Annotated in this window: 17 protein-coding genes; 3 read left to right on the plus strand and 14 right to left on the minus strand. The window is 25.0% G+C overall.

Annotated elements, in window-relative coordinates; genetic code table 11:
* Positions 1-8 precede the first annotated feature (8 nt).
* The 3 genes from ACYUE0_RS02125 to ACYUE0_RS02135 form a co-directional block, all read right to left on the minus strand.
* Positions 9-1,883, minus strand: a complete 1,875-nt coding sequence (locus ACYUE0_RS02125; RefSeq protein ID WP_460269332.1) for an NADH-ubiquinone oxidoreductase-F iron-sulfur binding region domain-containing protein — start codon at positions 1,881-1,883, stop codon at positions 9-11.
* 3 nt (positions 1,884-1,886) lie between these two features.
* Complete coding sequence (gene nuoE, locus ACYUE0_RS02130; protein WP_460269333.1) at positions 1,887-2,357, minus strand: NADH-quinone oxidoreductase subunit NuoE; 471 nt, start codon at positions 2,355-2,357, stop codon at positions 1,887-1,889.
* A 219-nt stretch (positions 2,358-2,576) separates the two neighbouring features.
* Positions 2,577-4,049 (minus strand): WD40/YVTN/BNR-like repeat-containing protein, encoded by a 1,473-nt coding sequence (locus ACYUE0_RS02135; RefSeq protein WP_460269334.1) that lies wholly within the window; start codon positions 4,047-4,049, stop codon positions 2,577-2,579.
* A gap of 288 nt (positions 4,050-4,337) precedes the next feature.
* Here ACYUE0_RS02135 and ACYUE0_RS02140 point away from each other — a divergent pair, with 288 nt between their 5' ends.
* Positions 4,338-4,832: a GNAT family N-acetyltransferase gene (locus ACYUE0_RS02140; protein ID WP_460269335.1), complete on the plus strand. Its 495-nt coding sequence runs from the start codon at positions 4,338-4,340 to the stop codon at positions 4,830-4,832.
* A 125-nt stretch (positions 4,833-4,957) separates the two neighbouring features.
* Here ACYUE0_RS02140 and ACYUE0_RS02145 read toward each other — a convergent pair whose 3' ends face one another.
* Both ACYUE0_RS02145 and ACYUE0_RS02150 read right to left on the minus strand, forming a co-directional pair.
* On the minus strand, positions 4,958-7,486 hold the full coding sequence (locus ACYUE0_RS02145; protein ID WP_460269336.1) for an ABC transporter permease: 2,529 nt from the start codon (positions 7,484-7,486) through the stop codon (positions 4,958-4,960).
* On the minus strand, positions 7,486-7,929 hold the full coding sequence (locus ACYUE0_RS02150; protein WP_460269337.1) for an ABC transporter ATP-binding protein: 444 nt from the start codon (positions 7,927-7,929) through the stop codon (positions 7,486-7,488). The genes ACYUE0_RS02145 and ACYUE0_RS02150 overlap by 1 nt, the downstream gene beginning before the upstream one ends.
* 412 nt (positions 7,930-8,341) lie before the next feature.
* On the opposite strand from ACYUE0_RS02150, the gene ACYUE0_RS02155 reads away from it, so the two are divergent.
* The gene (locus ACYUE0_RS02155; protein WP_460269338.1) at positions 8,342-8,887 is read left to right on the plus strand and encodes an NADH peroxidase; all 546 of its coding nucleotides are present in this window, start codon (positions 8,342-8,344) and stop codon (positions 8,885-8,887) included.
* 77 nt (positions 8,888-8,964) lie between these two features.
* Here ACYUE0_RS02155 and ACYUE0_RS02160 read toward each other — a convergent pair whose 3' ends face one another.
* Together ACYUE0_RS02160 and ACYUE0_RS02165 are read right to left on the minus strand one after the other, a co-directional pair.
* The gene (locus ACYUE0_RS02160) at positions 8,965-10,710 is read right to left on the minus strand and encodes an ABC transporter ATP-binding protein (RefSeq protein ID WP_460269339.1); all 1,746 of its coding nucleotides are present in this window, start codon (positions 10,708-10,710) and stop codon (positions 8,965-8,967) included.
* A gap of 49 nt (positions 10,711-10,759) precedes the next feature.
* Positions 10,760-12,268: a carboxypeptidase M32 gene (locus ACYUE0_RS02165; RefSeq protein WP_460269340.1), complete on the minus strand. Its 1,509-nt coding sequence runs from the start codon at positions 12,266-12,268 to the stop codon at positions 10,760-10,762.
* A gap of 231 nt (positions 12,269-12,499) precedes the next feature.
* Here ACYUE0_RS02165 and ACYUE0_RS02170 point away from each other — a divergent pair, with 231 nt between their 5' ends.
* Complete coding sequence (locus ACYUE0_RS02170) at positions 12,500-13,045, plus strand: NADH peroxidase (protein ID WP_010296925.1); 546 nt, start codon at positions 12,500-12,502, stop codon at positions 13,043-13,045.
* Positions 13,046-13,094: 49 nt separating this feature from the next.
* Here ACYUE0_RS02170 and ACYUE0_RS02175 read toward each other — a convergent pair whose 3' ends face one another.
* From ACYUE0_RS02175 to ACYUE0_RS02205, 7 genes are all read right to left on the minus strand, one after another.
* Entirely contained in the window at positions 13,095-14,987 is a 1,893-nt protein-coding gene (locus ACYUE0_RS02175) for an FtsX-like permease family protein (protein WP_460269341.1), read from the minus strand.
* Positions 14,987-15,739, minus strand: coding sequence for an ABC transporter ATP-binding protein (locus ACYUE0_RS02180; RefSeq protein WP_199869321.1), 753 nt, complete (start codon positions 15,737-15,739; stop codon positions 14,987-14,989). The genes ACYUE0_RS02175 and ACYUE0_RS02180 overlap by 1 nt, the downstream gene beginning before the upstream one ends.
* Before the next feature lie 114 nt (positions 15,740-15,853).
* Positions 15,854-16,879, minus strand: a complete 1,026-nt coding sequence (locus ACYUE0_RS02185; RefSeq protein ID WP_460269342.1) for an ATP-binding protein — start codon at positions 16,877-16,879, stop codon at positions 15,854-15,856.
* Positions 16,876-17,550, minus strand: coding sequence for a response regulator transcription factor (locus ACYUE0_RS02190; RefSeq protein ID WP_460269343.1), 675 nt, complete (start codon positions 17,548-17,550; stop codon positions 16,876-16,878). Before ACYUE0_RS02190 ends, ACYUE0_RS02185 begins: the two co-directional genes overlap by 4 nt.
* Before the next feature lie 381 nt (positions 17,551-17,931).
* Entirely contained in the window at positions 17,932-20,340 is a 2,409-nt protein-coding gene (locus ACYUE0_RS02195; RefSeq protein ID WP_460269344.1) for a sensor histidine kinase, read from the minus strand.
* 685 nt (positions 20,341-21,025) lie between these two features.
* On the minus strand, positions 21,026-21,544 hold the full coding sequence (locus ACYUE0_RS02200; RefSeq protein ID WP_061996410.1) for a putative ABC transporter permease: 519 nt from the start codon (positions 21,542-21,544) through the stop codon (positions 21,026-21,028).
* 122 nt (positions 21,545-21,666) lie between these two features.
* On the minus strand, positions 21,667-22,524 hold the full coding sequence (locus ACYUE0_RS02205; protein WP_061996411.1) for an alpha/beta fold hydrolase: 858 nt from the start codon (positions 22,522-22,524) through the stop codon (positions 21,667-21,669).
* Between the last annotated feature and the right edge of the window lie 44 nt (positions 22,525-22,568).

Below are 22,568 nucleotides of genomic sequence, written 5' to 3' on the forward strand. Positions count from 1 at the left end.
TCACTCCCCTAACCCTTTATAATGGCTTTAATAGGACAAATATCTATACAAGTTCCACACTTAATGCATTTTGTTGTATCTATTTCATGTTTAACTTTTGTTTTACCACTAATACAGGATTGCGGACATACTCTTGAGCATTTTGTGCATCCAATACACTTATCTGTAATCTTGTAATCAATTAGATTCTTACACTGTCCACTTCTACATTTTTTATCATATATATGCTCCTTATATTCTTCTGCAAAAAAATTCAAGGTGCTTAATACTGGGTTTGGTGCTGACTCACCAAGACCACATAAAGATGCAGATTTTATAACATCAGATAAATTTTTTAAGTTGTCAATATCTTCTTCTTCACCTTTTCCTTCAATTATTTTATTAAGAAGTTCTAACAACCTTCTATTTCCTATTCTACAAGGGGTGCATTTACCACAAGACTCCTCTACAGTAAATTCTAAATAAAATTTAGCTATATCAACCATACAATTATCTTCGTCCATTACAATAAATCCACCGGAACCCATCATTGAACCAATTTCTGTTAAAGTATCATATTCAATAGGTAAATCTAAATACTTAGCTGGTATACATCCTCCAGAAGGACCTCCAGTTTGAACTCCTTTAAACTTTTTATTATCTTTAATTCCTCCTCCAATATCATATATTAATTCCCTTATAGTTAATCCCATAGGAACTTCAACCAATCCAACATTTTTAATTTTTCCTGCTAATGCAAAAACCTTAGTTCCTGTACTTTTTAATGTACCAATTGATGAATACCACTTAGAACCATTAATTATTATTTTATTTATATTAGCAAAGGTTTCTACATTATTTACACAAGTAGGATTTTTCCATAAACCACTTTCAGAAGTTCTAGGTGGTTTCATTGTTGGCTCACCTCTACTACCTTCTATAGAATGAATTAACGCAGTTGCTTCTCCACAAACAAAAGCACCTGCACCATATCTTATTTCTATATCAAAGTCAAATCCAGTTCCTAAAATATTTTTTCCTAAAAGACCATATTCTTTTGCTTGACCAATAGCTATTTGCAACCTATTTATTGCTAGGGGATATTCTGCTCTAATATAGATATATCCCTTTGAAGCTCCTATAGCATATCCACAAATAGCCATAGCTTCTAAAATGCAATGAGGATCGCCTTCTAATATAGACCTGTCCATAAAAGCTCCTGGATCACCTTCATCTGCATTACAAATTACATATTTTATGTTATTTTTAGATTTTCTAGTAGCCTCCCACTTTTTCCCTGTAGGAAAGCCACCACCACCTCTACCTCTTAATCCTGATTTTGTGACTATATCAATAACTTTATCTTCAGTCATTTCTGTAAGTACTTTTCCTAAAGCTAAGTACTCATTAGCAGCTATAGCTTCTAATATATTTTCTGGATCTATAGTTCCACAATTTTTTAGAGCTATTCTCCTTTGTTTTTTGTAAAATGGTATATCCTCCATTTTAGCTATCTTTTCTTTAGTTGATGGATTTTCATATAATAACCTTTCTACAATAACTCCATCTATAATATGACTTTTTATAATCTCTTTAGCATCCTCCTCTGATACCTTAATATAAAAAATGTTTTGTGGAGTTATTTTAATAATAGGTCCTTGTGCACAAAATCCAAAACATCCTGTTTTTATAACTTTAACTTTATCATTTAAATTATTATATTCTATTTCTTTTTCTAAATTTTCAATTATTTTATCTGAATTTGATGCCTTGCACCCAGTTCCACCACATACTAATATCTCAATTTTGTCACTTGAATTTTTATCTGCGTTCCTAAATTTAATTAAATTATTATACTGATTATTTAACTGTATCAATTCTTTATAATTTTTTATTTTCTTCATAGTCTAATCCCTATATTCTTTCAATATATTTTTTACATCTTCAGGCTTTACTTTTCCATAAATTTTATTATTTATTGTAACTACAGGAGCTAAACCACATGCTCCAATGCATCTTAATGTATCCAATGTAAATAAATTATCTTTAGTAGTTTCTCCCTCATGAATATTTAATTCTTTTTTAAACTGATTTAATACATCTTCTGACCCTCTTACAAAACAAGCTGTTCCTGTACATACATTTATTATATTTTTACCTTTAGGCTCTGTTGTAAAATAAGAATAAAAACTAACAACTCCATATACTTTAGACTCAGGTATTTCTAATTTTTCTGCAATAAATCTTTGCACATCCTTATTTATATATCCAAACTGATTTTGTGCATAATGTAATACTGAAATTAATGCACTTTCTTTATCATTTTGTTTTAATATAAAATCCTCTAGGTTGATTAACTTGTTTTTACATCCTTCCATCGTATACAACTCCTATTAGCATATTTGCTTTATGTTGATTTTAAACAATATTTTGAAAATTAAATTTAATAATATTATTTTATTGCTTATTCTATAAAAAGAAAACAATTTTTATAATACTTTTTTCTACAATAAATTCTTTTTACTTTTAATTTGACAAAAATAAAAATGCTTATTTTAAACTATAAGCATTTTCTTAATAACTATCATTTTTAACTCTTATTTGTGTAGTTCTTTTACATATTTCCAAGTTGCACCATTATCTTTAGATTGATACAAAGCCTGACTATCCCCATTATAATCTCCATCTTGACCTTGTCCAACCAACATATTTAAAACATCATTTTCCTCATAAGGAATAGTTGGAAAGTCAAAAGGATTTATAATTATATTATTATCTAATTTTACTTCTTTTATTGGAAATTCTACTTTTCTATAAGATAAGCCTCCATCTTCGGTACGATATAATTCTCCATTTGATCCACCACTATGAGATAAACATAAAAACCCAAGTTTATCATTTATAAAAATTATTCCTGACGCAACACCGGTTTTACCCAAGAATGGATCTTCATTTATTACTTTCCACGTTTGTCCACCATCAACAGTATTATTTAATGAATAAAATCTGCTTCCAGCTGCAGCATCTTCAATATTTAAACGATATCCAATCTCTTTTGTTAAATAAAATTCTTCATTATCATTTTTTGAATTTTGTAAACTATTTTCCTCCTCATCTTTTTTAGGAGGAATTGTTGATTTACTCCATGCTTCTTCACATTTTAAGTTGTATCTAATAGGAGTATATTTATCTTCCTTTTCAGGTACAAACAATGATACAGTGTATCCTATTATTTCAGAGCTAATATCTATATATGATTTATTACCTTGTTCATCAATATTAACTATTCCCTCTGTATTAAATCCCCAATTTCTTTTTCCATAATAAACTATTCCATAGTCACTTTCATTCCAAGTACTTACTGTATCTTCTATTGAAATAGCTTTAATTGTACTTATTAATGGCTTTAATAGTTTATCATCATTATAATTAGCATTCGTATTGTTATTTGAAATTACTGTAATTTTATCTGATTTCTTATTATCATAATAAATTAGATAAGTTTTCTCTTTTTCTTTTGAATCTTTTCCATAAACAAAAGTTTCAAAAGATGTAATCTTTCCTTCTTTATTAAAATTAAGTTTAAAGTTATCTAATATATACAATTTATCTGGCAAATCGTATTTTTTACCAATATCATTAAAAATACCTTCAACTCCATTTACATATATATTATCGCTTTCGAATTTTATTGACCTTTTGTTTTTTAAATCGTATATAACTAATGAAAGTTTATCACCATAATTTACAGCACTATTATAAATTCTTAATCCATAAACTGATGTTATTCCAACAAACATAACAATAGAAATACATATCCATATATTCATATAAGATGATTTTTTACTCTTTATTTCTTCTTTCTCTATCTTTTTTATAGTTATAATTGTAGTAAATATGATTATAACTATAAATAATAGAACACAAATTGATAAAATTAATATATTATGATTCATCCTTCCGAACTTACACAATAAAGCTAATTCATAAAAAAATGCCCAATATATAATTATAAGTATTGGATTTGTTACTAATGATATACTCAATTTTTTTATAATTTCTTTCCCCATTACATCACCATACCTTTTTGTTAATTTTATTAACTTAATAATATACTTTATAAGAAGTATTCTTTTATATCTAAATTCTCATCATTTACCTTTCCCTATATTGTATCAATAATAAATTTATAATAACAGTCTTATACACTTTACTTATCCATTTCATGTTATAATTTTAATATAAGATTATATATTAAAACTTTATTCATAATAAATATAATTTAAATTTCAAGTTTTTAATTACTAAAGTAAGGATTTTAACCTTATTATTATATCAATATGTAAGGATGTTGAAATATGAATGATAATATTTATTTTAAAAAATATCTTTCTCAAAAAGACTTTTTAGATTATTGGAAGTTAGTTTCAAACGAAAAAGCAATGGTAATGAACTATGGTAGAGTGTTTACATTTAGAGAAGCAAAACAATTATTTGATTGTATGTTGAGAATAAACCTCAAAAGTCAATATTTAGGATATTTTAAGGTTTTTAATACAAATTCAAATACTTTTATTGGAATAGCTGGAATAAATGCAAATGATAGTTCTAGTGAATTAGAAATTGAATATATGTTGTTTCCACAGTATTGGGGTAAAGAATATGGTACTAAAATTGTAGATAAATTAATAAGTATGGCTAAGCAAAGAAAAAACATTAAGCGAGTCATAGCAATAACAGATCCTAATAATGTAGTATCTAAAAAACTCTTAGTAAAGTATGGATTCAACTCACTAAAAATATATAAAATAAACAATGGTTCTTTGGCAGAAATGTTTGTAAAACAATTATAACTCTTTGTATATGTTTAAGAATAAATATTATTTATTTTCAAGAATTATAAAATAAGTATTTTTCTAAATAAGTTATATATGTGAAATTGAAAAAGACAGGCTTTTAAAACCTGTCTTTTAAAATATTATTCTATACTTTTTATTGAGTCTACTATGCTTTCTTTAAATAAATTTCTTGCTGGTATCAATGATGCAGTTATACATATAATAATTGTAGATACCAAAACTATAAGAATATTAATTAAAGGAAATTTCCAATATATTTGATACCCTATATTTGATTTTGTTAATAAATATATAAAAAAACTTATTATTGTACCTAAAGCACATCCTAATCCCCCAGAAAAAATCCCATAAAAAAACCCTTCTGAAAGTATCATATTTCTGACTTGTTTATTACTAAATCCAATTGCCCTTAACATACTTATATCCTTTTTCCTTAAAAGAATACTCATATTCATAACGTTTATAAGGTTAATTATACTAACTAAAGAAATAATGCCTATAAAGCCATATAAAGTTATAATTAAATTCTTACTCATCTTTTTATTTAGCTCTAATTCACTTTTATAATCTTTTAATACTATATCTTTATAAGCCTTTATTACTAATTTTATATCATTCTTTATTTTTTCATAATCCGCCTTATTATCAATCTTTATGCAGACCTTTGAATAATTAGGTATATTTAAAAACTTTTCAAAACACTTATTGCTCATTATAGGGACTATATCCTTATTTCCCTCTTTGTTACTTAAGAATTTACCTTTTACTGTAGCTGCTACTTCAAAAGTTTTACTATCTTCCCCTATTAATTCACCATTATTATTATATTTAGCTATATTTAAATCTACTAGATCTCCTTCTTCAATTATTGTATATTTATTCCCATTTACATTTTGAGCTATAACAATTGAAGGATTTTCTTTCATATCCTTTATATCTATTTTTTTACTTTCTATTATTGAAGTAAGATTTTCTAATTCTTTATCATCATATGATATTGGATATGTTGGAAAACTGTAATTACCTTCTTCTAATTTTTTTAATTCTAATTCATTATTATTACACTGGGATTTTAAATATTTAAATCCTTTAGTAGTAACAGCATCTTTGGACACTTTTAAGTGTGAAGATATATCTTTACTTTTATTAATTTCTTTTATACCTTCAATTTCAGAAAGACTATTTATTATATGCTCATCTATTCCATTTGTAGGTTTTTCTATTTCAAATGAACTTAAAACAAAGTCATATTTAAAATTTCTTTTAAATAGAGTAATAGGATTCATAGTATCTATTAAGAAATTGGCTGAAAATAACATTATAATTATAATGTTTAAAGAAATAACTGTAGTTATAAATCTTTTTTTATTTCTTATAATATTTAAATACGCCATATTCATTTCAAATGAGAAATTTTTTCTTATAGATTTATCCTTTTCAGATTGAAGGGAAGCTTTTAACTTATGTCCTTTGAGACTTAAGTTATTATTAGATGAAATTGCTTCCATTGGAGATATTTTTGCTGCCTTTCTTGCTGGGAAATATGCACCTAATATTATTGTTAAAAATCCAATTATTAAATCTACTTTTACACCTTTAAGTGGAATGTACAATATATTTTTTATACTATATATTTCATTTATAAAAATCTTAGAAAAAGTAGATCCTATAATCATTCCTATAGGTATAAATATAATTCCTATAAATATACTTTCCAAAATTACTAAGGATTTAATTTGCTGTGGAGAACATCCTAAGGCTCTAAAAATGCCAAATTCTTTTGTTCTTTCTGTAACCATTATATTAAAAATATTATAAATAACTATACCTGCTACTATTGCTATAAATATAAACAATATATTAAAAATTTTATTCAATAAACTTATAGTTTTTATCATATCCACTTTACTATAATTAGGTTCATACATAATATCTTTATATGATGTTGTTAATCCTAAGATAATTAGTGCATCATCTATAGTATATTTATCTTTTAAACTTACATATGATACCTTTTGTAAATTATATCTTTTTAAATTTTTCAAAAAATATTCTTCATTAACATAAGCTTTACCTATTTTGCTTGTGTCTTTTCCTAATATATCAAAACTAAATATACCTGATAAAATAAATTCTTTTTCAATTTTTTCACTTTTTAATGTTCTACCATTTAAATAATTAACTTCATATTCAAATTTAATTTTATCTCCTATATTATATTTTTTAGGAAGTTTTTCTAAAATCCAATCTTCAAGTGCTACTTCATTCTCATTTTTAGGATATTCACCCTTTATAAGATTAAAGTTTAAAATATCCTTTGAATTATCATCATAAGCTTTTATATCTATTTTATATTTAGAATTAGGGATATTATACATTCCTACATCACTTACTATTGTGACCTTATTAAATAACTCATCAGTTCTAGTTTGCTTAATATTAGAGTAATCATTACTATACAGTCTTATATCATAATTTCCGCCACCATCTTTTATAGCATTCTTAAAATTATTTTTAATCATTCCATCACTTACTAAACTTAAAGAAGTTATAAGTGCAATAGCTAATACAATACTCACTCCCATAAGAACAGTTCTCTTTTTATATTTAAGTATATTACGTGGAATAAGCCCCCAAAAACTTTTCATTAACGAGTCCTCCTATCACCACTTATCTCACCATCAGATATAGTTATTATTCTATCTGCTATTTTAGGATCATGTGTTATCATAATTGACATTGCAAGTAAATCCATTACTTCTTTACTATTTTTGCTATCTAAGTTTCCAGTAGGTTCATCGGCAAATATTATTGAAGGCTTTGGAATTAATGCACGTGCTATTGATGCTCTTTGTTGTTGTCCTCCTGATACTTCTCCAGCAAGATGTCTTTTTCTATCGGTAAGTCCTAAAGTTTCCATTATTTCATTAAAATAATCTTCATCAACTTTTTTTTCGTCCATTAAAATTGGTAATTTAATATTTTCTTCTATAGAAAGTATAGGAATACAATCCATAGGTTTTAAAGCTTTAATTTCCATTTCCTTAAACCCATAACTTTTAGTTAAATATTCAGTTTTTAAAAGTTCCAAAAACTCATCCCCTATAAGTATATTTTTCCTATAATATACTTATATTGTAAATTAAAAATAATGTTTATTCAACTTAGATCCTTAGTATTATCTAAGATTTACATATTAATCCTGAAAATATAATTAATAATAATTATTTGTTGACAATTAATATTTTATGTTTTATAATAAACACATAAGATAAATGAAATTAAAATTATATAAAACAAGCTCAATAAATTTAAACTGTTTTTATACAAAATTTAATATTAAATTCTAAATATATTCGAGCATGTTTCACTATTTTGAGTATCCAAATTTCAAATCCAATAATTTTTAGATATAAATTGGAAACTCTATAATAAAACTGTTATATATTATGTAAATATTGATTATACTATTTTGTATGGTAATTTTAAGGAGGATGTTATTTATGAAAAAATTTGTTTGTACAGTATGTGGATATATTCATGAGGGAGATAGCGCACCAGAAGTTTGTCCTGTTTGCGGAGTAGGTGCTGATAAATTTGTAGAAAAAAGTGATAGCTTATCTTTCGCTGATGAGCATAGAATTGGAATTGTTAAAGATATAGATCCTGAGGTTGTAGAAGGCTTAAGAGCTAACTTTATAGGTGAATGTACTGAAGTTGGAATGTATATTGCTATGAGCCGTCAAGCTGATAGAGAAGGTTACCCTGAAGTTGCTGAAGCTTACAGACGAATCGCTTTTGAAGAAGCTGAACATGCTGCTAAATTTGCAGAAATTTTAGGTGAAGTTGTTGTAGCTGATACTAAAGCTAACTTACAGGCTAGAGTTGATGCTGAGCACGGTGCTTGTCAAGGCAAAAAAGATTTAGCTACTCTTGCTAAAAAATTAAACTTAGATGCAATACATGATACTGTTCATGAGATGTGTAAAGATGAAGCTAGACACGGAGCCGCTTTTAATGGCTTATTAAATAGATACTTCAATAAATAATAAATTTCTCACCTAAAAATGGTATCATGATTGTGATACCATTTTTACTTAATTATATTTAATATAATGTTTTATACTTATTCATATGCATTATACATCTTTTTATATAATCCATCCTTCTTAATAAGCTTATCATGATCTCCATACTCTACTATACTTCCCTTGTCAAATACATAAATTTTATTACATACATTAGCTATGTTACTAAGCTTATGCGCTGTAAAGATTACAGTTTTATATTTAAACAGTTCAAGCAAGTTTTTCATAACTATAGAAGTAGTTATTGCATCTAATGCAGAAGTGCTCTCATCTAATATTATTATTTGTGGATTTTTTAAAATAGTTCTACATATAGAAACTCTTTGCTTTTCTCCACCAGAAAGGTTAAAACCATTTTCTCCAATTATAGTATTTAATCCATTAGGTAAATTTTCTAAAAATAAACTAACTCCTGACATCTCAAGCGCATTTTTAAGTTCTTCTTCTGAAACATTAGGTTTTGCAAATTTTAAATTATCCTCTAATGTACCTGAAAATAAGAACGTATCTTGAAAAACTATTCCTATTATATTTCTTATATTTTCATTGTTTATATTTTTTAAAGAAATTCCATCTATACTTGCATTTCCTTCAAAATCATCGTAAAGTTTTACTAATATTTTGCACAAAGTACTTTTTCCACTACCACTATAACCTACTAGCGCAACTTTATCACCTTTATTAATTTGAAGGGATATACTGTTTAAATTATAAAATCCACTATCATCATTTATATATTTAAAGTATAGTCTATCAATTTTTATATTCTCATTAAAACTATCTTTTAAAGTTTTTAAATTTATTGGTTCTTCACTATGATTTAAAACTAAAAATATCTTATCACAACTTACAAAAACCTTTTGCATTTGTTGAAAAAGATTAAAGAAGTCAACAATTGGATCTATAAGTAATCCATTGTACATCATAATAGCTGTAAGCCCACCTATAGAGAGAGTCCCCTGTATAACTTTGTATCCACCTAAAATCATAATAAGAGCAATAATGCTCATAACTATAGCACTATTTATATTTCCAACCTTTATAGTATACTTTTTCAAATTCATTATAACTTTTCTTGTATTATCACTGCTTCTTTCTACATCCTTTAGTATTCTTTTCTCTTGACAGTTAACTTTTATTTCTCTTATTCCATTTAAAGCCTCTGAAAATCCATTCCAAAGTTTAGAATTTGATTCTCTTTCATCATAAGAAAGCTTTGATATTTTAGGGCCAGTTTTTAAAACAAATATTGAAATAATAAGCCCTATTGGAATCATAATTAAGGTTAAAGTCTTATCTATTGAATACATATAAATAAACCCTAAGGCAAAGGTAAGAATGTTTTTTATAATAAAAGTTAGTGGTTGTAAAATACCATCAACAGTTACGCTACTATCTTGTACTAAACGCATTATAATTTCACTTTTATTATTACTTTCATAAAACTTAAAAGGCATTTTTTCAAGCTTTTCAAATAACATTATCCTTATTTTATGACCTAATTTTGATTCTAAATCTGCATTGAAATATTCAAATAAAGCTCTAAATATAACATTTAAAATCTGAAGTATAAGATATATTAAACCACCTTTTATAAACACTTCCATATTATCATTTTTACTACTACTACAAATATTAATAATTTTTTCTATATACTTAATAGGATAAGATGATAAAAAACTAGTTCCTATTAATGCTATTGATAAAAATATTGCTCTAATTTTAAATTCACTACAAAGTTTTAACATATTTAAATAATTATTTCTTGTTTTTTTATTTTTCATATATTCCCCCAATTGACTTGGAGAAACTAAGGTTAATTTTAAAAATTAATTAAAACTCATATACATCTTTGAATTTATTTCTTAAATATTCTACAAAGTATTTACTATCTAATTCTTCACCAGTTACTTTTTTAAGCAACTCTGCTGGTTTATAAAGCTTACCATATTGATGTATATTTTCTTTTAACCATACCTTTATACCATTTAAATTTCCTTTTTCTATTTCATTATAAAAGTTGGGCATATCTTTTAATGCTGCATTTAAGAATTGTGCACCATAAATATTACCTAAAGCATAGCTTGGGAAGTATCCAAACTCACCATCAGACCAGTGTAGATCTTGAAGTATTCCCTCACTATCATTTTGTGGTCTAACTCCTAAATATTCCTCATATTTATTATTCCAAATATCTTTTAAATCTTTAACCTCAATATCTCCTTTTATAAGTTTTTTCTCTATTTCATATCTTATAATTACATGAAGGCTATAAGTTAATTCGTCTGCTTCTGTTCTTATTAATGATGGGCAAGCTATATTACATACTTTATAAAAATCTTCAAAGGATACACTTTTAAATTCTTCAAAAAGTTCTTGGACCTCTGGATAAACTAATCTTAAAAATTCTTTACTCTTTCCTATTATGTTTTCATAAAATCGTGATTGAGATTCATGTATGCCCATTGATACTCCACCTTGAAGTCCATACTTTTCTAAATCATCGCTAATTTGTTGTTCATAAATAGCATGTCCACCTTCATGTATAGCACTGTACATTGCACTATAAAAGTTATCATCATGATAATGGTTAGTTATTCTTACATCTTTGTTTCCAAAGTTAGTTGTAAATGGATGTTCTGAACTATCTATTCTACCTTTATTCTTATAATCATATCCAATTAAATCTAACACATATTTCTCAAGTTCTTTTTGTTTTTCTATGCTAAATTTTCCTTTTAATATATTTTCATTTATATTAACTTTAGACTCTTTAACCTTTGATAAAATATTTACTATTTCATCTCTTAACGATGCAAATACTTTATCTAATTTTTCAACAGTCATTCCCATTTCATATTCATTTAATAATGCATCATATGGATGTTTTTCATAACCATAGAAGTTTGCAAATTTTCTTTTATAATCAACCATTTTTTCAAGATGTGGCATAAAAATAGAAAAGTCATTTTTAGATTTTGCATCTTGCCATGCTATTTCTGATTTAGCTGCATCTATGGAAAAATTTTTATAGATATCTTCTGGTATTTTTTTAGTTTTATCGCTTTCTTCTTTCAAATTTTTAATCATTGCTGCCTCTTCTAAAGTTAAATCAGAATTATCTTCAAGTTCACATAATAAATTATAAGTTCTATCATTAGTAATTAACTTATACAATTCTGATGATAAAAATCCTAAAGTCTCTCCTCTAGATTTTCCTGCTTCTTTTGGCATATTAACAGCCATATCCCAGTAAGCTAATCCACTAATATAACTAAAATAATTAATTTTTTCAACTATACTTTCAATTTCATTTAATTGTTTTTCATAGTATTTCTTCATAAAGGTCCTCCTAAATATTTTCTAAATATTCTAAATTTTGTATACTTAATTATATCATTATACATATATAAAATAAACTTTATATTTATTTTATAATTAATAATAATTATCCGTTGACAATTATTATTTTATATTGTATAATAAAAATATAGAGAAGGACATTAAAAATATTAAAATATATAAATAAAAATTTTATTAATATTATTGTTAAAATTTAGGAGGATGTTATTTATGAAAAAATTTGTTTGTACAGTATGTGGATATATTCATGAGGGAGATAGCGCACCAGAGGTTTGCCCTGTTTGTGGAGTAGGTGCTGATAAATTTGTAGAAAAAAGCGATAGTTTATCTTTCGCTGATGAGCATAGAATTGGAATTGCTAAAGATATAGATCCTGAGGTTGTAGAAGGTTTAAGAGCTAACTTTATAGGTGAATGTACTGAAGTTGGAATGTATCTTGCTATGAGTCGTCAAGCTGATAGAGAAGGTTATCCTGAAGTTGCTGAAGCTTATAGACGAATCGCATTTGAAGAAGCTGAGCACGCTGCTAAATTTGCAGAAATTTTAGGTGAAGTTGTTGTAGCCGATACTAAAACTAATTTACAAGCTAGAGTTGATGCTGAACACGGTGCTTGTCAAGGCAAAAAAGATTTAGCTACTCTTGCTAAAAAATTAAACTTAGATGCAATACATGATACTGTTCATGAAATGTGTAAAGATGAAGCTAGACATGGCGCTGCTTTTAATGGCTTACTAAATAGATATTTTAACAAATAATTCTTTTAAAAAAGTTGCTTATCTAAAAATAGATATGCAACTTTTTAGTTTATATATTAATTATTTTTTTAAATGATTTTATAGATAAACTACATAATAATGAAAATAATATAGTCGATATTACTATACTTATTATATAAATATCAGTAAGATTTATTTGTTTTAACATTTTACTTAACATTTTTATTGCAAAATAGCTATGAATTGAAGCTAATATTAAAGGCATAGTATATGTTATAATAACTTCCTTTGATATAGCTTTTTTTATAAGCTTTTTCTCTGTACCTATTTTAAGCAATATATCATACTTTTCCTTATCTTCAGTAGCATCATTATATACTTTCATATATAATATACTTCCTGTTGCTAAAATAAATACTAAAAAAAGTAATCCACCTATTCCATAAACAAAATTTAACCATCTTAAACTTTTCATAGTTTTTAAATAAGTATAACCTATTGTAGTTTTATCTATATTAGAAATTAATTTACTATATAAAACTTCTGCATTTGATTCATCTTTAAGTTTTGCTCCATAAAAATTAACGTTAGTTCCCTTTTCTTTTAATACATCATACTGTTCATTACCAACTATAAAAAATATTACATCTAAACTTACAAACTTACAATTAAAAGTTTTTATAATATTATATTCTTTATTGTCTATATTAATTTTATTATCTTCATATTTTTTAATTGACCCAAGTATATTTCTCTGTATTTTTATAAACTCATTACTTTTAAGGTTAGTTTCTTCAAGTTCTTCAACTAATGTTTCTTCTTTTGCTTTTTTTAATATTTTTATAGCCTCATCATATTTAACAATAACAGCATCATTACCAATAGAACTATCATTACTACTTACTCCTTTATCTATATGAACCATATTAGCTGTTAAATCATAGTCTATGTTTTTATTTTCTATCATATCTCTTATTATATTTTCATTTATATTGTTTTGAGATATAAATGAAAAAGTATATACATTGGATTTATCTTCTACGGATTTATAGGTTAATTTCATAGAAACTGCTGTAGCTAATGATATAATCGTTGACGCCAATATTATAGTTACTATAGCATATACTTTATAATTTTTCCTTAATCTATAGCTTATATTATTTATTGTTATTATATTTTCACCATTATATAATACAGATTTTCGCTTTATTAAAAAATTTAAAAATACTACTACAAAAGTTTTAAAAAATCCATAAGTTCCAATTATAATTAAAATCAAACTTATAACCATATAGAATATATTTTGTGACATATCCTTAGTTGATAAATAATATCCCATACCTATGATACTTATATATATAATCCCTAATATATAAGATAAAATACTTATTTTCGGTATAACATCTTGTTTTTTAGTTGCTTTTAATAAATCTACAATTTTACTCATACAAATATTAACAAATCCCATCACTGTAACTATAGAAAATATAATAATAAATATCAAAATACTAATAATAAGAGCTTTAAGATTAATTTCAAAAGAACTTTTTATATTATAGTCTGAAATTTTTAAAATTATGGTTTGAAAAAACTTTGAAAAAATTATCCCCATTCCACTTCCAATGAAAGCTGAAAATATACCTATTAATATATTTTCTAGAAAATACATTTTCCCTATAGTTGGTAAATCTAACCCCATAAATACATATATTCCAATTTCCTTTTTTCTCTTTATTAAAAAAGTATTACTTGAATACCAAATATAAAAACACATAAAAATTATTAAAATTATAGTTATTACTCTTATTATTCCACTACAATATTCCGCATTCATATCATCTAATTTTTTTATAAGGTCACCATATATTAAATTTTCAAAATTAAACAAAATAATCATAGAAAAAACCATAGATATGAAATACATGGTATATACTTTTAAATTATTTTTAAAATTACTAAAAGCTATAGCAAATATCCCCATTATACTTGTCCTCCTACAGATGCTAACATATCTATTATTTTTCCATAGAAGTTTTTTCTATTTCCATCACTACTTAACCTACAACTTACTTTTCCATCATTAAGCATATATATTTCTTTTGCATAACTTGCAGTTAATGGATCATGTGTTACCATTATAATAGTTGATTTTTCTTTAGTATTTATTTCACTTAAACATTGAAGTAAATCTGATGAAGCCCTAGAATCCAATGCTCCTGTAGGTTCATCAGCAAATACTACTGATGGATTTTTAATTAATGCTCTAGCTGCTGACCCCCTTTGTTTTTGACCTCCTGAAAGTTCACAAGGATATTTTTTCAAATGATCTTCAATACCAAATATAGAAGCCATTTTTAAAACTCTTTTTTCTATCTCTAAAGAACTAACCCTTTCTAAAGCTAAAGGTAGTGCTATATTATCCATTAAGCTCATATTATCAAGAAGATTATAATCTTGAAATATAAAACCTATCTTATCACGTCTTATTTGGGACAAATCTTTATTTTTTGTTTTTGTTATTTTTATACCATCTAATAGTATTTCCCCTTTACTTGGATTATCCAAAGTTGACATAAGATTTAAAAGAGTTGTTTTTCCTGCACCAGAAGGGCCCATTATAGCAATAAATTCTCCCCTTTTAACTTCCAAATTAATATTTTCTAAAACTTTTGTTCTAAACCCTCTAATACCATATTCTTTGCTTACATTTTTCACTTGTAATATTTCATCCATATTTATACCTCCAAAATTATCTTAAGTATATTAATTAAACATACTCTCTAATAATATGTTAACGCTTTTCTCCTTTGAATTCTCTCTCTTAACATTACTTTTCATAAGTTAATATTACTTTTTTGTAACATTAAGATAATCTGATATTTTTGGAAAGTAAATTTTCAAATCACAATATTCATTTTTTATAGAATCTACCTGGATATCATGTCCTAAACTATTCAACACTTTTTTAGAAAAATAAAGACCCATACCTGTAGATTTATATAATTTATTCCTTCCATTGCATCCAGTAAATCCTTTATTAAAGATTCTTTCTAAATCTTGTTTTTCTATTCCAATACCATTGTCCTTAATATGTAAAACTACCATTTTCTCAGTTTCTATAGCATAGAAATCTATGGTACTATTATCCTTTGAATACTTTATGCTATTGCTTATAATTTGATCTAAAACATAACATATCCACTTACTATCTGTATTTACTATATAATTTAAATTTTTTAAATCTACATTAATATTATTTTCTATAAGAAAAAATGAATTGTTTTTTATAGATTTTTTTATTAACTTATCTAAATTCTCTTCTTTTATAAATAAGTCTTCAAAAAGACAGGTAGACCTACTGCCATACAACATTGAATTTGTTAAAAGCCTAATTTTTTCTATTTGATTTTTAAGTTCATTTCCAACTTTAAAATCATCCATTCTATCTACCATCATATTTAAAGTAGCTATAGGTATTTTAACTTCATGTACAGATCTACAAATGTATTCATCTATTTCTACCAACTTTTCCATTAACAATTCATATTCCAAAGTTGCCTCATTTTCCTTATTTATTATAATTTTTTTAATTAATCTATCATAAAAATTGTTATTCTCTATTAAATCCACATATATTTTTTCGTTTTTTAATAGTTTTATATATATTTTTAAAAATTTATCTTTCCATCTTGTATATTGAAGATACAAATAGATGAAATATATAATAATTATAAGAAAATTTAAATAAATAATATCAAAAATCTCTTTTAAAAAAGTTCCTTCACATATTAAATATACGTTCACAATAATTATCATAAGAATTGATAATACTAGTTCATGATAATTTTCTTTTAAAAATACTTTTATATTCACTGAATTATATATCCTATACCTTTCTTAGTTTTTATAAAATCTTCTATACCTATTTCTTTGAACCTATTTCTTATTCTGTTAATGTTTACAGTTAAAGCATTATCATTTACAAACTCATCATCTTCCCATAAAGTAATCATAAGTTTATTTCTTGGTACAATTTTCCCTTTATTTTTCATAAGAACAGCCAGTATTTTAATCTCATTTTTAGTTAAATCAAGTTTATTATCCTTATATATAAGTTGTCCTTTTTCCACATCTAAATAAATTTCTCCACAACATATAATATTGTTACCTATATTGCCATAATCATAACTTCTTCTCATAACTGCATGTATTTTAGATATTAAAACCTCCGTAGAAAAAGGTTTTTGTATATAATCATCACCACCATTATTTATACCCATCATTAAATCCATATTAGAATCTCTAGATGATAGAAATATTATAGGCACCTTAGATATATCTCTTATTTTTTTACACCAATAAAAGCCATCATAAAAAGGCAAATTAATATCCATAATTATAAGTTTCGGGTTCATGTTAACAAACCCCTGTAAAATATTTTCAAAATCATTAATAGCCCCTACATTATAACCCCATTTTTCTAAAAGCATCTTTAATTCTTTGCATAATATACTATCATCTTCAATTAACAAAACATCTAACATATATTTTATTATCTCCTTTATTTTGTAAACTCTTATATTAATTATATAATGAACTTGTTTTGGTGTAAATTTTCTTACAATGCAATACTTAATATTTTCTGACAATAATTATCCTTTTATTATGATAAAACCATACTTATGTAAGTTATCTTGATATAAAACAATAACTTTTTTAACAGTCTACAATTAAATTTCTTTAATAATCTAATTTATATCTCCCATATAAATTAGACACTGTATAAAATATTTTAAGTTTCTTAAACATTGTATACATGATTAAATTAAATTGAATTACGTAATACTAAAAAAAGAAAACAACCTGCTAATTATAAAATGTATTCTTTATAAAAGACATTTTTATTAATAGCAAGTTGTTTTCTTTTATGAATATATATCTGAAAATTCAATATTACATTTTTCTATTTTAGAATTTAATAAATTATTATCTTCTTTCTCTATAAATTCTCCTTCTATTAATTTTATTGGAATATCAAATATAAATTCAGCTCCATTATTAATTTCACTAAGTACAAATATATCTCCACCATGCATGTTTACTAGTGATTTTACTAAAGAAAGTCCTATTCCACTTCCTTCACACCTTTTTTTAAATGCATTATCATCTTGTTTAAATCGATCAAATATAATATTTAAGTTTTCTTTTGAAATTCCTACTCCATTGTCTTTTACTGATACTACTATTTTATCCTCTTTAGCAATAAAATTAACTTGAATTTTGCCATTCTCATCAGTATATTTTATTGCATTGGACAGTAGATTAAGCATTATTCTTTCAACTTTATCTGGATCACAGGCTATTATTTGCTCCTCTACATTTGTATCAAAAATAAGTTCTATACCTTTATTTTCAACATATTCAGCTACAGATAAAGTTATATCTTCTATAACAGATACTATATTGTAATTTCCAAGATGTAATTTATAATAACCTGCATCTATTTTAGTTATATCTATAAAATTATTTACAAGCCTTAACAATCTATATGAATTTTGTCTTATAGACTTCATATATCTATTCAAATCTAAATCATTAAAATTTTCACAACTATTTTTTTTGCTTTCTAATAATAATTGAGTTGTGGTTAAAATTATATTAAGTGGCGTTTTAAATTCATGTGATACATTTGCAAAAAGTTCATTTTTAAGACTTTCAAGTGCTACAGTCTTTTCTAATGTTTTCTTCTCTTCTTCTAATTCTCTTTCTTCTGTTATATCTATAGCTGTAGCAATAGCAACATTTCTTTCTGGGATAACATTGCTACTTACTTGTAGCCATCTATATCCACCATTTTTACATTTATATCTATTTATAAACCTTTTTACATCTCCCATTAGCTGGGATAGTCCACTTACTTTAACAATTCCATCAACATCATCAGGATGAATTAGAGTTCTAAAATCCATAGATAATAACTCTTCCTGACTCCATCCAAGAGTTTTTACGCATTGAAACGTCACACTTTTAAAGTATCCATCGGCTCCAATAATACATACAATATCTACTGCTGTTTCTAAAAAAAGTTCTAATTCTCTTTCTGTTTTTAGCCTTTTATCAAATTCCTTTTTTAGCGCTTCGGACAACATATAATTCTTTATGATTACACCAAGTTCATCACAGGTTGAATTAATAAAATCATCCTGTTTCAGTTTAGGTTCATTATCTTTTTTATATGACATTGTTAAAATTCCTATAAGTTCTTTATTGAAAGTAATTGTATAACACTCTTTATAATTTACATTTTCAAGTTGTATATTGCAATTTTTAAACACTTTTTCATATCTATTTTCTATATAATCACCATTACCTTCTTTTACTTTAACCAATTTTTCTTCTAATGCTTTACTAATTTTTACTTTTTCACAATCTTTAAAAATTTTTTCTGCCATTCCAAATTGTATAGCCTTAAAAAGAGTTGTATTTTGCTCATCATATATAAAAATACTTATTCCATCTGCACCTAAATAATTTAAAAGCTCTTCTCCTATATTCTTTAAAAGCTCATATGGCGCTGTATAATTTTTAATTTTATCAATCATATTATGTAGTGAATCAATATTAGTTTTATTTCTTACAAGTTCTTCTTGCATTTTTTTGCTTATTGTTATATCCCTTGTTATACCTATAGTACATTTAACATTACCTTCTTCATCAAAAATTGGTGCCTTATAAGTTTCTAGCCATTGATCATATCCATTATGTTTAACTTTTTCCTCTAATAATTTAGGCGTCTTACTTTTTACAACTTCATTATCGTCGCGTCTAAAACCTATGCTCAATTCTTCTCCCCAAAAATCTTCATCAAATTCTCCTAGAATTTCATATCTAGTTCTACCAAATCTACTTGCATAAGCATCATTAGCATATATATAGACGCCATCTACATTTTTCATCCAAGCTCCATAGGGTATAGTATCTAATAAATATTCCAAGTCTTCCATTATATATGGTCTTTTACTTTTTTCTTTTAAAACTAAAACCTTGCAATCTTCACCTTTCCATTTATCTAAAATAATTTTACTTCTAAAAAACAATATACTTTTACTTTTACAATATAATTCTATATCTAAATCATTTACGTTTTCTTTATTTTTAATTATATCTAATATTTTTTTTTCGTCTTTGCATATAATTTCCTGTAATTTTAGACTTTTTATCTCAATTTCATCATATCCTAACTTTTTTAATAAAGATTTATTCCCAAAATTTATTTTTCCATATTTATCAATAATTAAAATACCTTCATCTAAGGTATTATAAATTAATTTCATATTGATTCATCCCCCAACCATATTTTTTCCATTTATTATCAAGCTTTAAAACTATTATCATAGTAAATCAAGATTAATGGTAAATTATAAGCTTAGTTTTGCATAATTTAAAATTTTATATAGAGACATATTTTTCTTTTCAAAACTCTATATTTTAACACAATATTTATAGGGTTCCAAGTTTATTTTTAAAACTATTCATTTCAAAACTTGAATACCCAAAATAGTGATAAATGCTCCTAATCACTTAGAATTTAACACTACATTTTGTATAAAAACACTTTGAAATTATTGAATAAATTTAAATTAGAGCTTGTTTCCCTATATATTAATTTAATATTATAATAATAAATATTATTATACTTCCATATATTATTATTATATCCTTTAAAGATTTTAAATTTTAAAAAATTAAATTAATTTATATTATTTTATATAAAATGTAATTTAAAATTATTTACATTTTATTAGATACTTTACATATAATACATATTATATATTGTAAATAATCACATTGTAAACATTTAAATAGTATTTATAGTAAAATTTATATCATTTTTGAAAACTTCTTAAATGAAATTTGCTGTAATTTTTGTGCAAAAAAAGAACTATTTTATTTTAAAATTAAAAATAGTTCTTTTATACGGTTTTAAGGTATTATTTCAACTTAGTAGGTTTAGCAATATTATTTTAAAACTTCTCTTTTTTCTATTGATTTCAAAGTGAATAAAAAATCTATTGTTATACATGTTATTATTATTGGTATAAATACTGACCAAAATATGAAATTTTTTTCAAATATTTTTTCTAATAAAGGCTGTATACAGTACATTGTAAAAAAACTAAGTGCAATCCAGTAAAGTGAAAATTTGAAACTTATTATTCCATCTAAATTATATTTTAATTTGGAATAATCCCAATAACTTTTATTAAACCATTCTTTTAACATATATCCAGTTAAATATTCTACTGCAGTAGGGATAACAAATGCTAGCATTATCATAATTAATAAATTAAACTCCATATATTCATTTAAAAATACTAATATAGCCGCAGCGAATCCATACATTGGTTTAAATGGTCCGTTTAAGAAACCATCCTTTTTCAAACTTTTAATAGTAATTAAAGAATATACATTTTCTACTATCCATCCTAAAAAAGAATAAATTACAAAATTAAAAACCATAAATATAAGTAAATCCATAAAAACCTGCTCCTTCTAATAATTTTTTACATTAGATATAAAAAAGCAATTTATATTTTCTTTTACAAATGCTTTTTTATAGTATTAGCAGTTTTTATGGATTTTATTATTTATTTTCTCTTTTATTTAGCTAAGTCATATATAACGTTAGAACTTACGGGTTTTTCATTTTCTATTATACTTAACCACTGGTTACACAAAGTATTAAATAACTTTTCCTGTTCTATTTGCAAATTGTGTCCAGCTCTATCTAATATAGTAAAGGTAGCCCTTGGAAAGTTATCCAAAATACTAAAACTATCTTTGTACCCAACAACAGAGTCCTGCCTTCCAAGTAAAAACATTGTTGGCTTTTCAAATTTATCCTCCATATTTTTTATTGAAAAGGAGTATTGATAACTTTTTTCTTTAATTGATTGTAAGGCTTCCCTATTATAAAGTTCTACACCTGATAATACTTCCTTCTTATATCTTGTCCACATATGTTCATCTTGAACAACCATATTGCATTCTATATTTTTAAATTCACTTGGACTTAATTTTGCAAGCAACTTAAAATTTCTCTTTAATACTATATGTGAAGGAACTTTTCTTTTTTCTAATATTGGTTCAATGCATGGACATATCAATAACATGCCATCTATATTTTTTCTTAATTTATGTACAAGTCCCAGTGAAATGTACCCACCATAGGATTCCCCTACAAGTAAAAAATTTTCATCCTTTATTATATTTTTTATGAATTCTATCACAACATCCAATATAGCATCAGAACTGTCTACAAAATTTAAAAAGCCACTACTTCCCATGCCTGGAAGATCAAAATAAATTCTTTTATATCCACTTTTCTTTTCAAATATAGGTTCCATACAACCTTTCATAAGTCTAAGGTCTGCATAATATCCATGAATCATTAAAACTGGTATTCCCTCACCTATGATTTCATAATTTATATCTATATTTTTAATTTTACACTTCAAGTTGTCATCACCTCTATATAATCAAAATGTCATCCTTCACCTAA

The organism is Clostridium sp. CTA-19 (assembly GCF_054767855.1).

Coding starts and splice junctions, on each gene's coding strand:
- ACYUE0_RS02155 (WP_460269338.1), top strand. CDS start 8,342: ATGAAAAAATTTGTTTGTACAGTATGTGGATATATTCATGAGGGAGAT.
- ACYUE0_RS02125 (WP_460269332.1), bottom strand. CDS start 1,883: ATGAAGAAAATAAAAAATTATAAAGAATTGATACAGTTAAATAATCAG.
- ACYUE0_RS02140 (WP_460269335.1), top strand. CDS start 4,338: ATGAATGATAATATTTATTTTAAAAAATATCTTTCTCAAAAAGACTTT.
- ACYUE0_RS02135 (WP_460269334.1), bottom strand. CDS start 4,049: ATGGGGAAAGAAATTATAAAAAAATTGAGTATATCATTAGTAACAAAT.
- ACYUE0_RS02195 (WP_460269344.1), bottom strand. CDS start 20,340: ATGAAATTAATTTATAATACCTTAGATGAAGGTATTTTAATTATTGAT.
- ACYUE0_RS02160 (WP_460269339.1), bottom strand. CDS start 10,710: ATGAAAAATAAAAAAACAAGAAATAATTATTTAAATATGTTAAAACTT.
- ACYUE0_RS02200 (WP_061996410.1), bottom strand. CDS start 21,544: ATGGATTTACTTATATTTATGGTTTTTAATTTTGTAATTTATTCTTTT.
- ACYUE0_RS02180 (WP_199869321.1), bottom strand. CDS start 15,739: ATGGATGAAATATTACAAGTGAAAAATGTAAGCAAAGAATATGGTATT.
- ACYUE0_RS02175 (WP_460269341.1), bottom strand. CDS start 14,987: ATGGGGATATTTGCTATAGCTTTTAGTAATTTTAAAAATAATTTAAAA.
- ACYUE0_RS02165 (WP_460269340.1), bottom strand. CDS start 12,268: ATGAAGAAATACTATGAAAAACAATTAAATGAAATTGAAAGTATAGTT.
- ACYUE0_RS02145 (WP_460269336.1), bottom strand. CDS start 7,486: ATGAAAAGTTTTTGGGGGCTTATTCCACGTAATATACTTAAATATAAA.
- nuoE (WP_460269333.1), bottom strand. CDS start 2,357: ATGGAAGGATGTAAAAACAAGTTAATCAACCTAGAGGATTTTATATTA.
- ACYUE0_RS02190 (WP_460269343.1), bottom strand. CDS start 17,550: ATGTTAGATGTTTTGTTAATTGAAGATGATAGTATATTATGCAAAGAA.
- ACYUE0_RS02170 (WP_010296925.1), top strand. CDS start 12,500: ATGAAAAAATTTGTTTGTACAGTATGTGGATATATTCATGAGGGAGAT.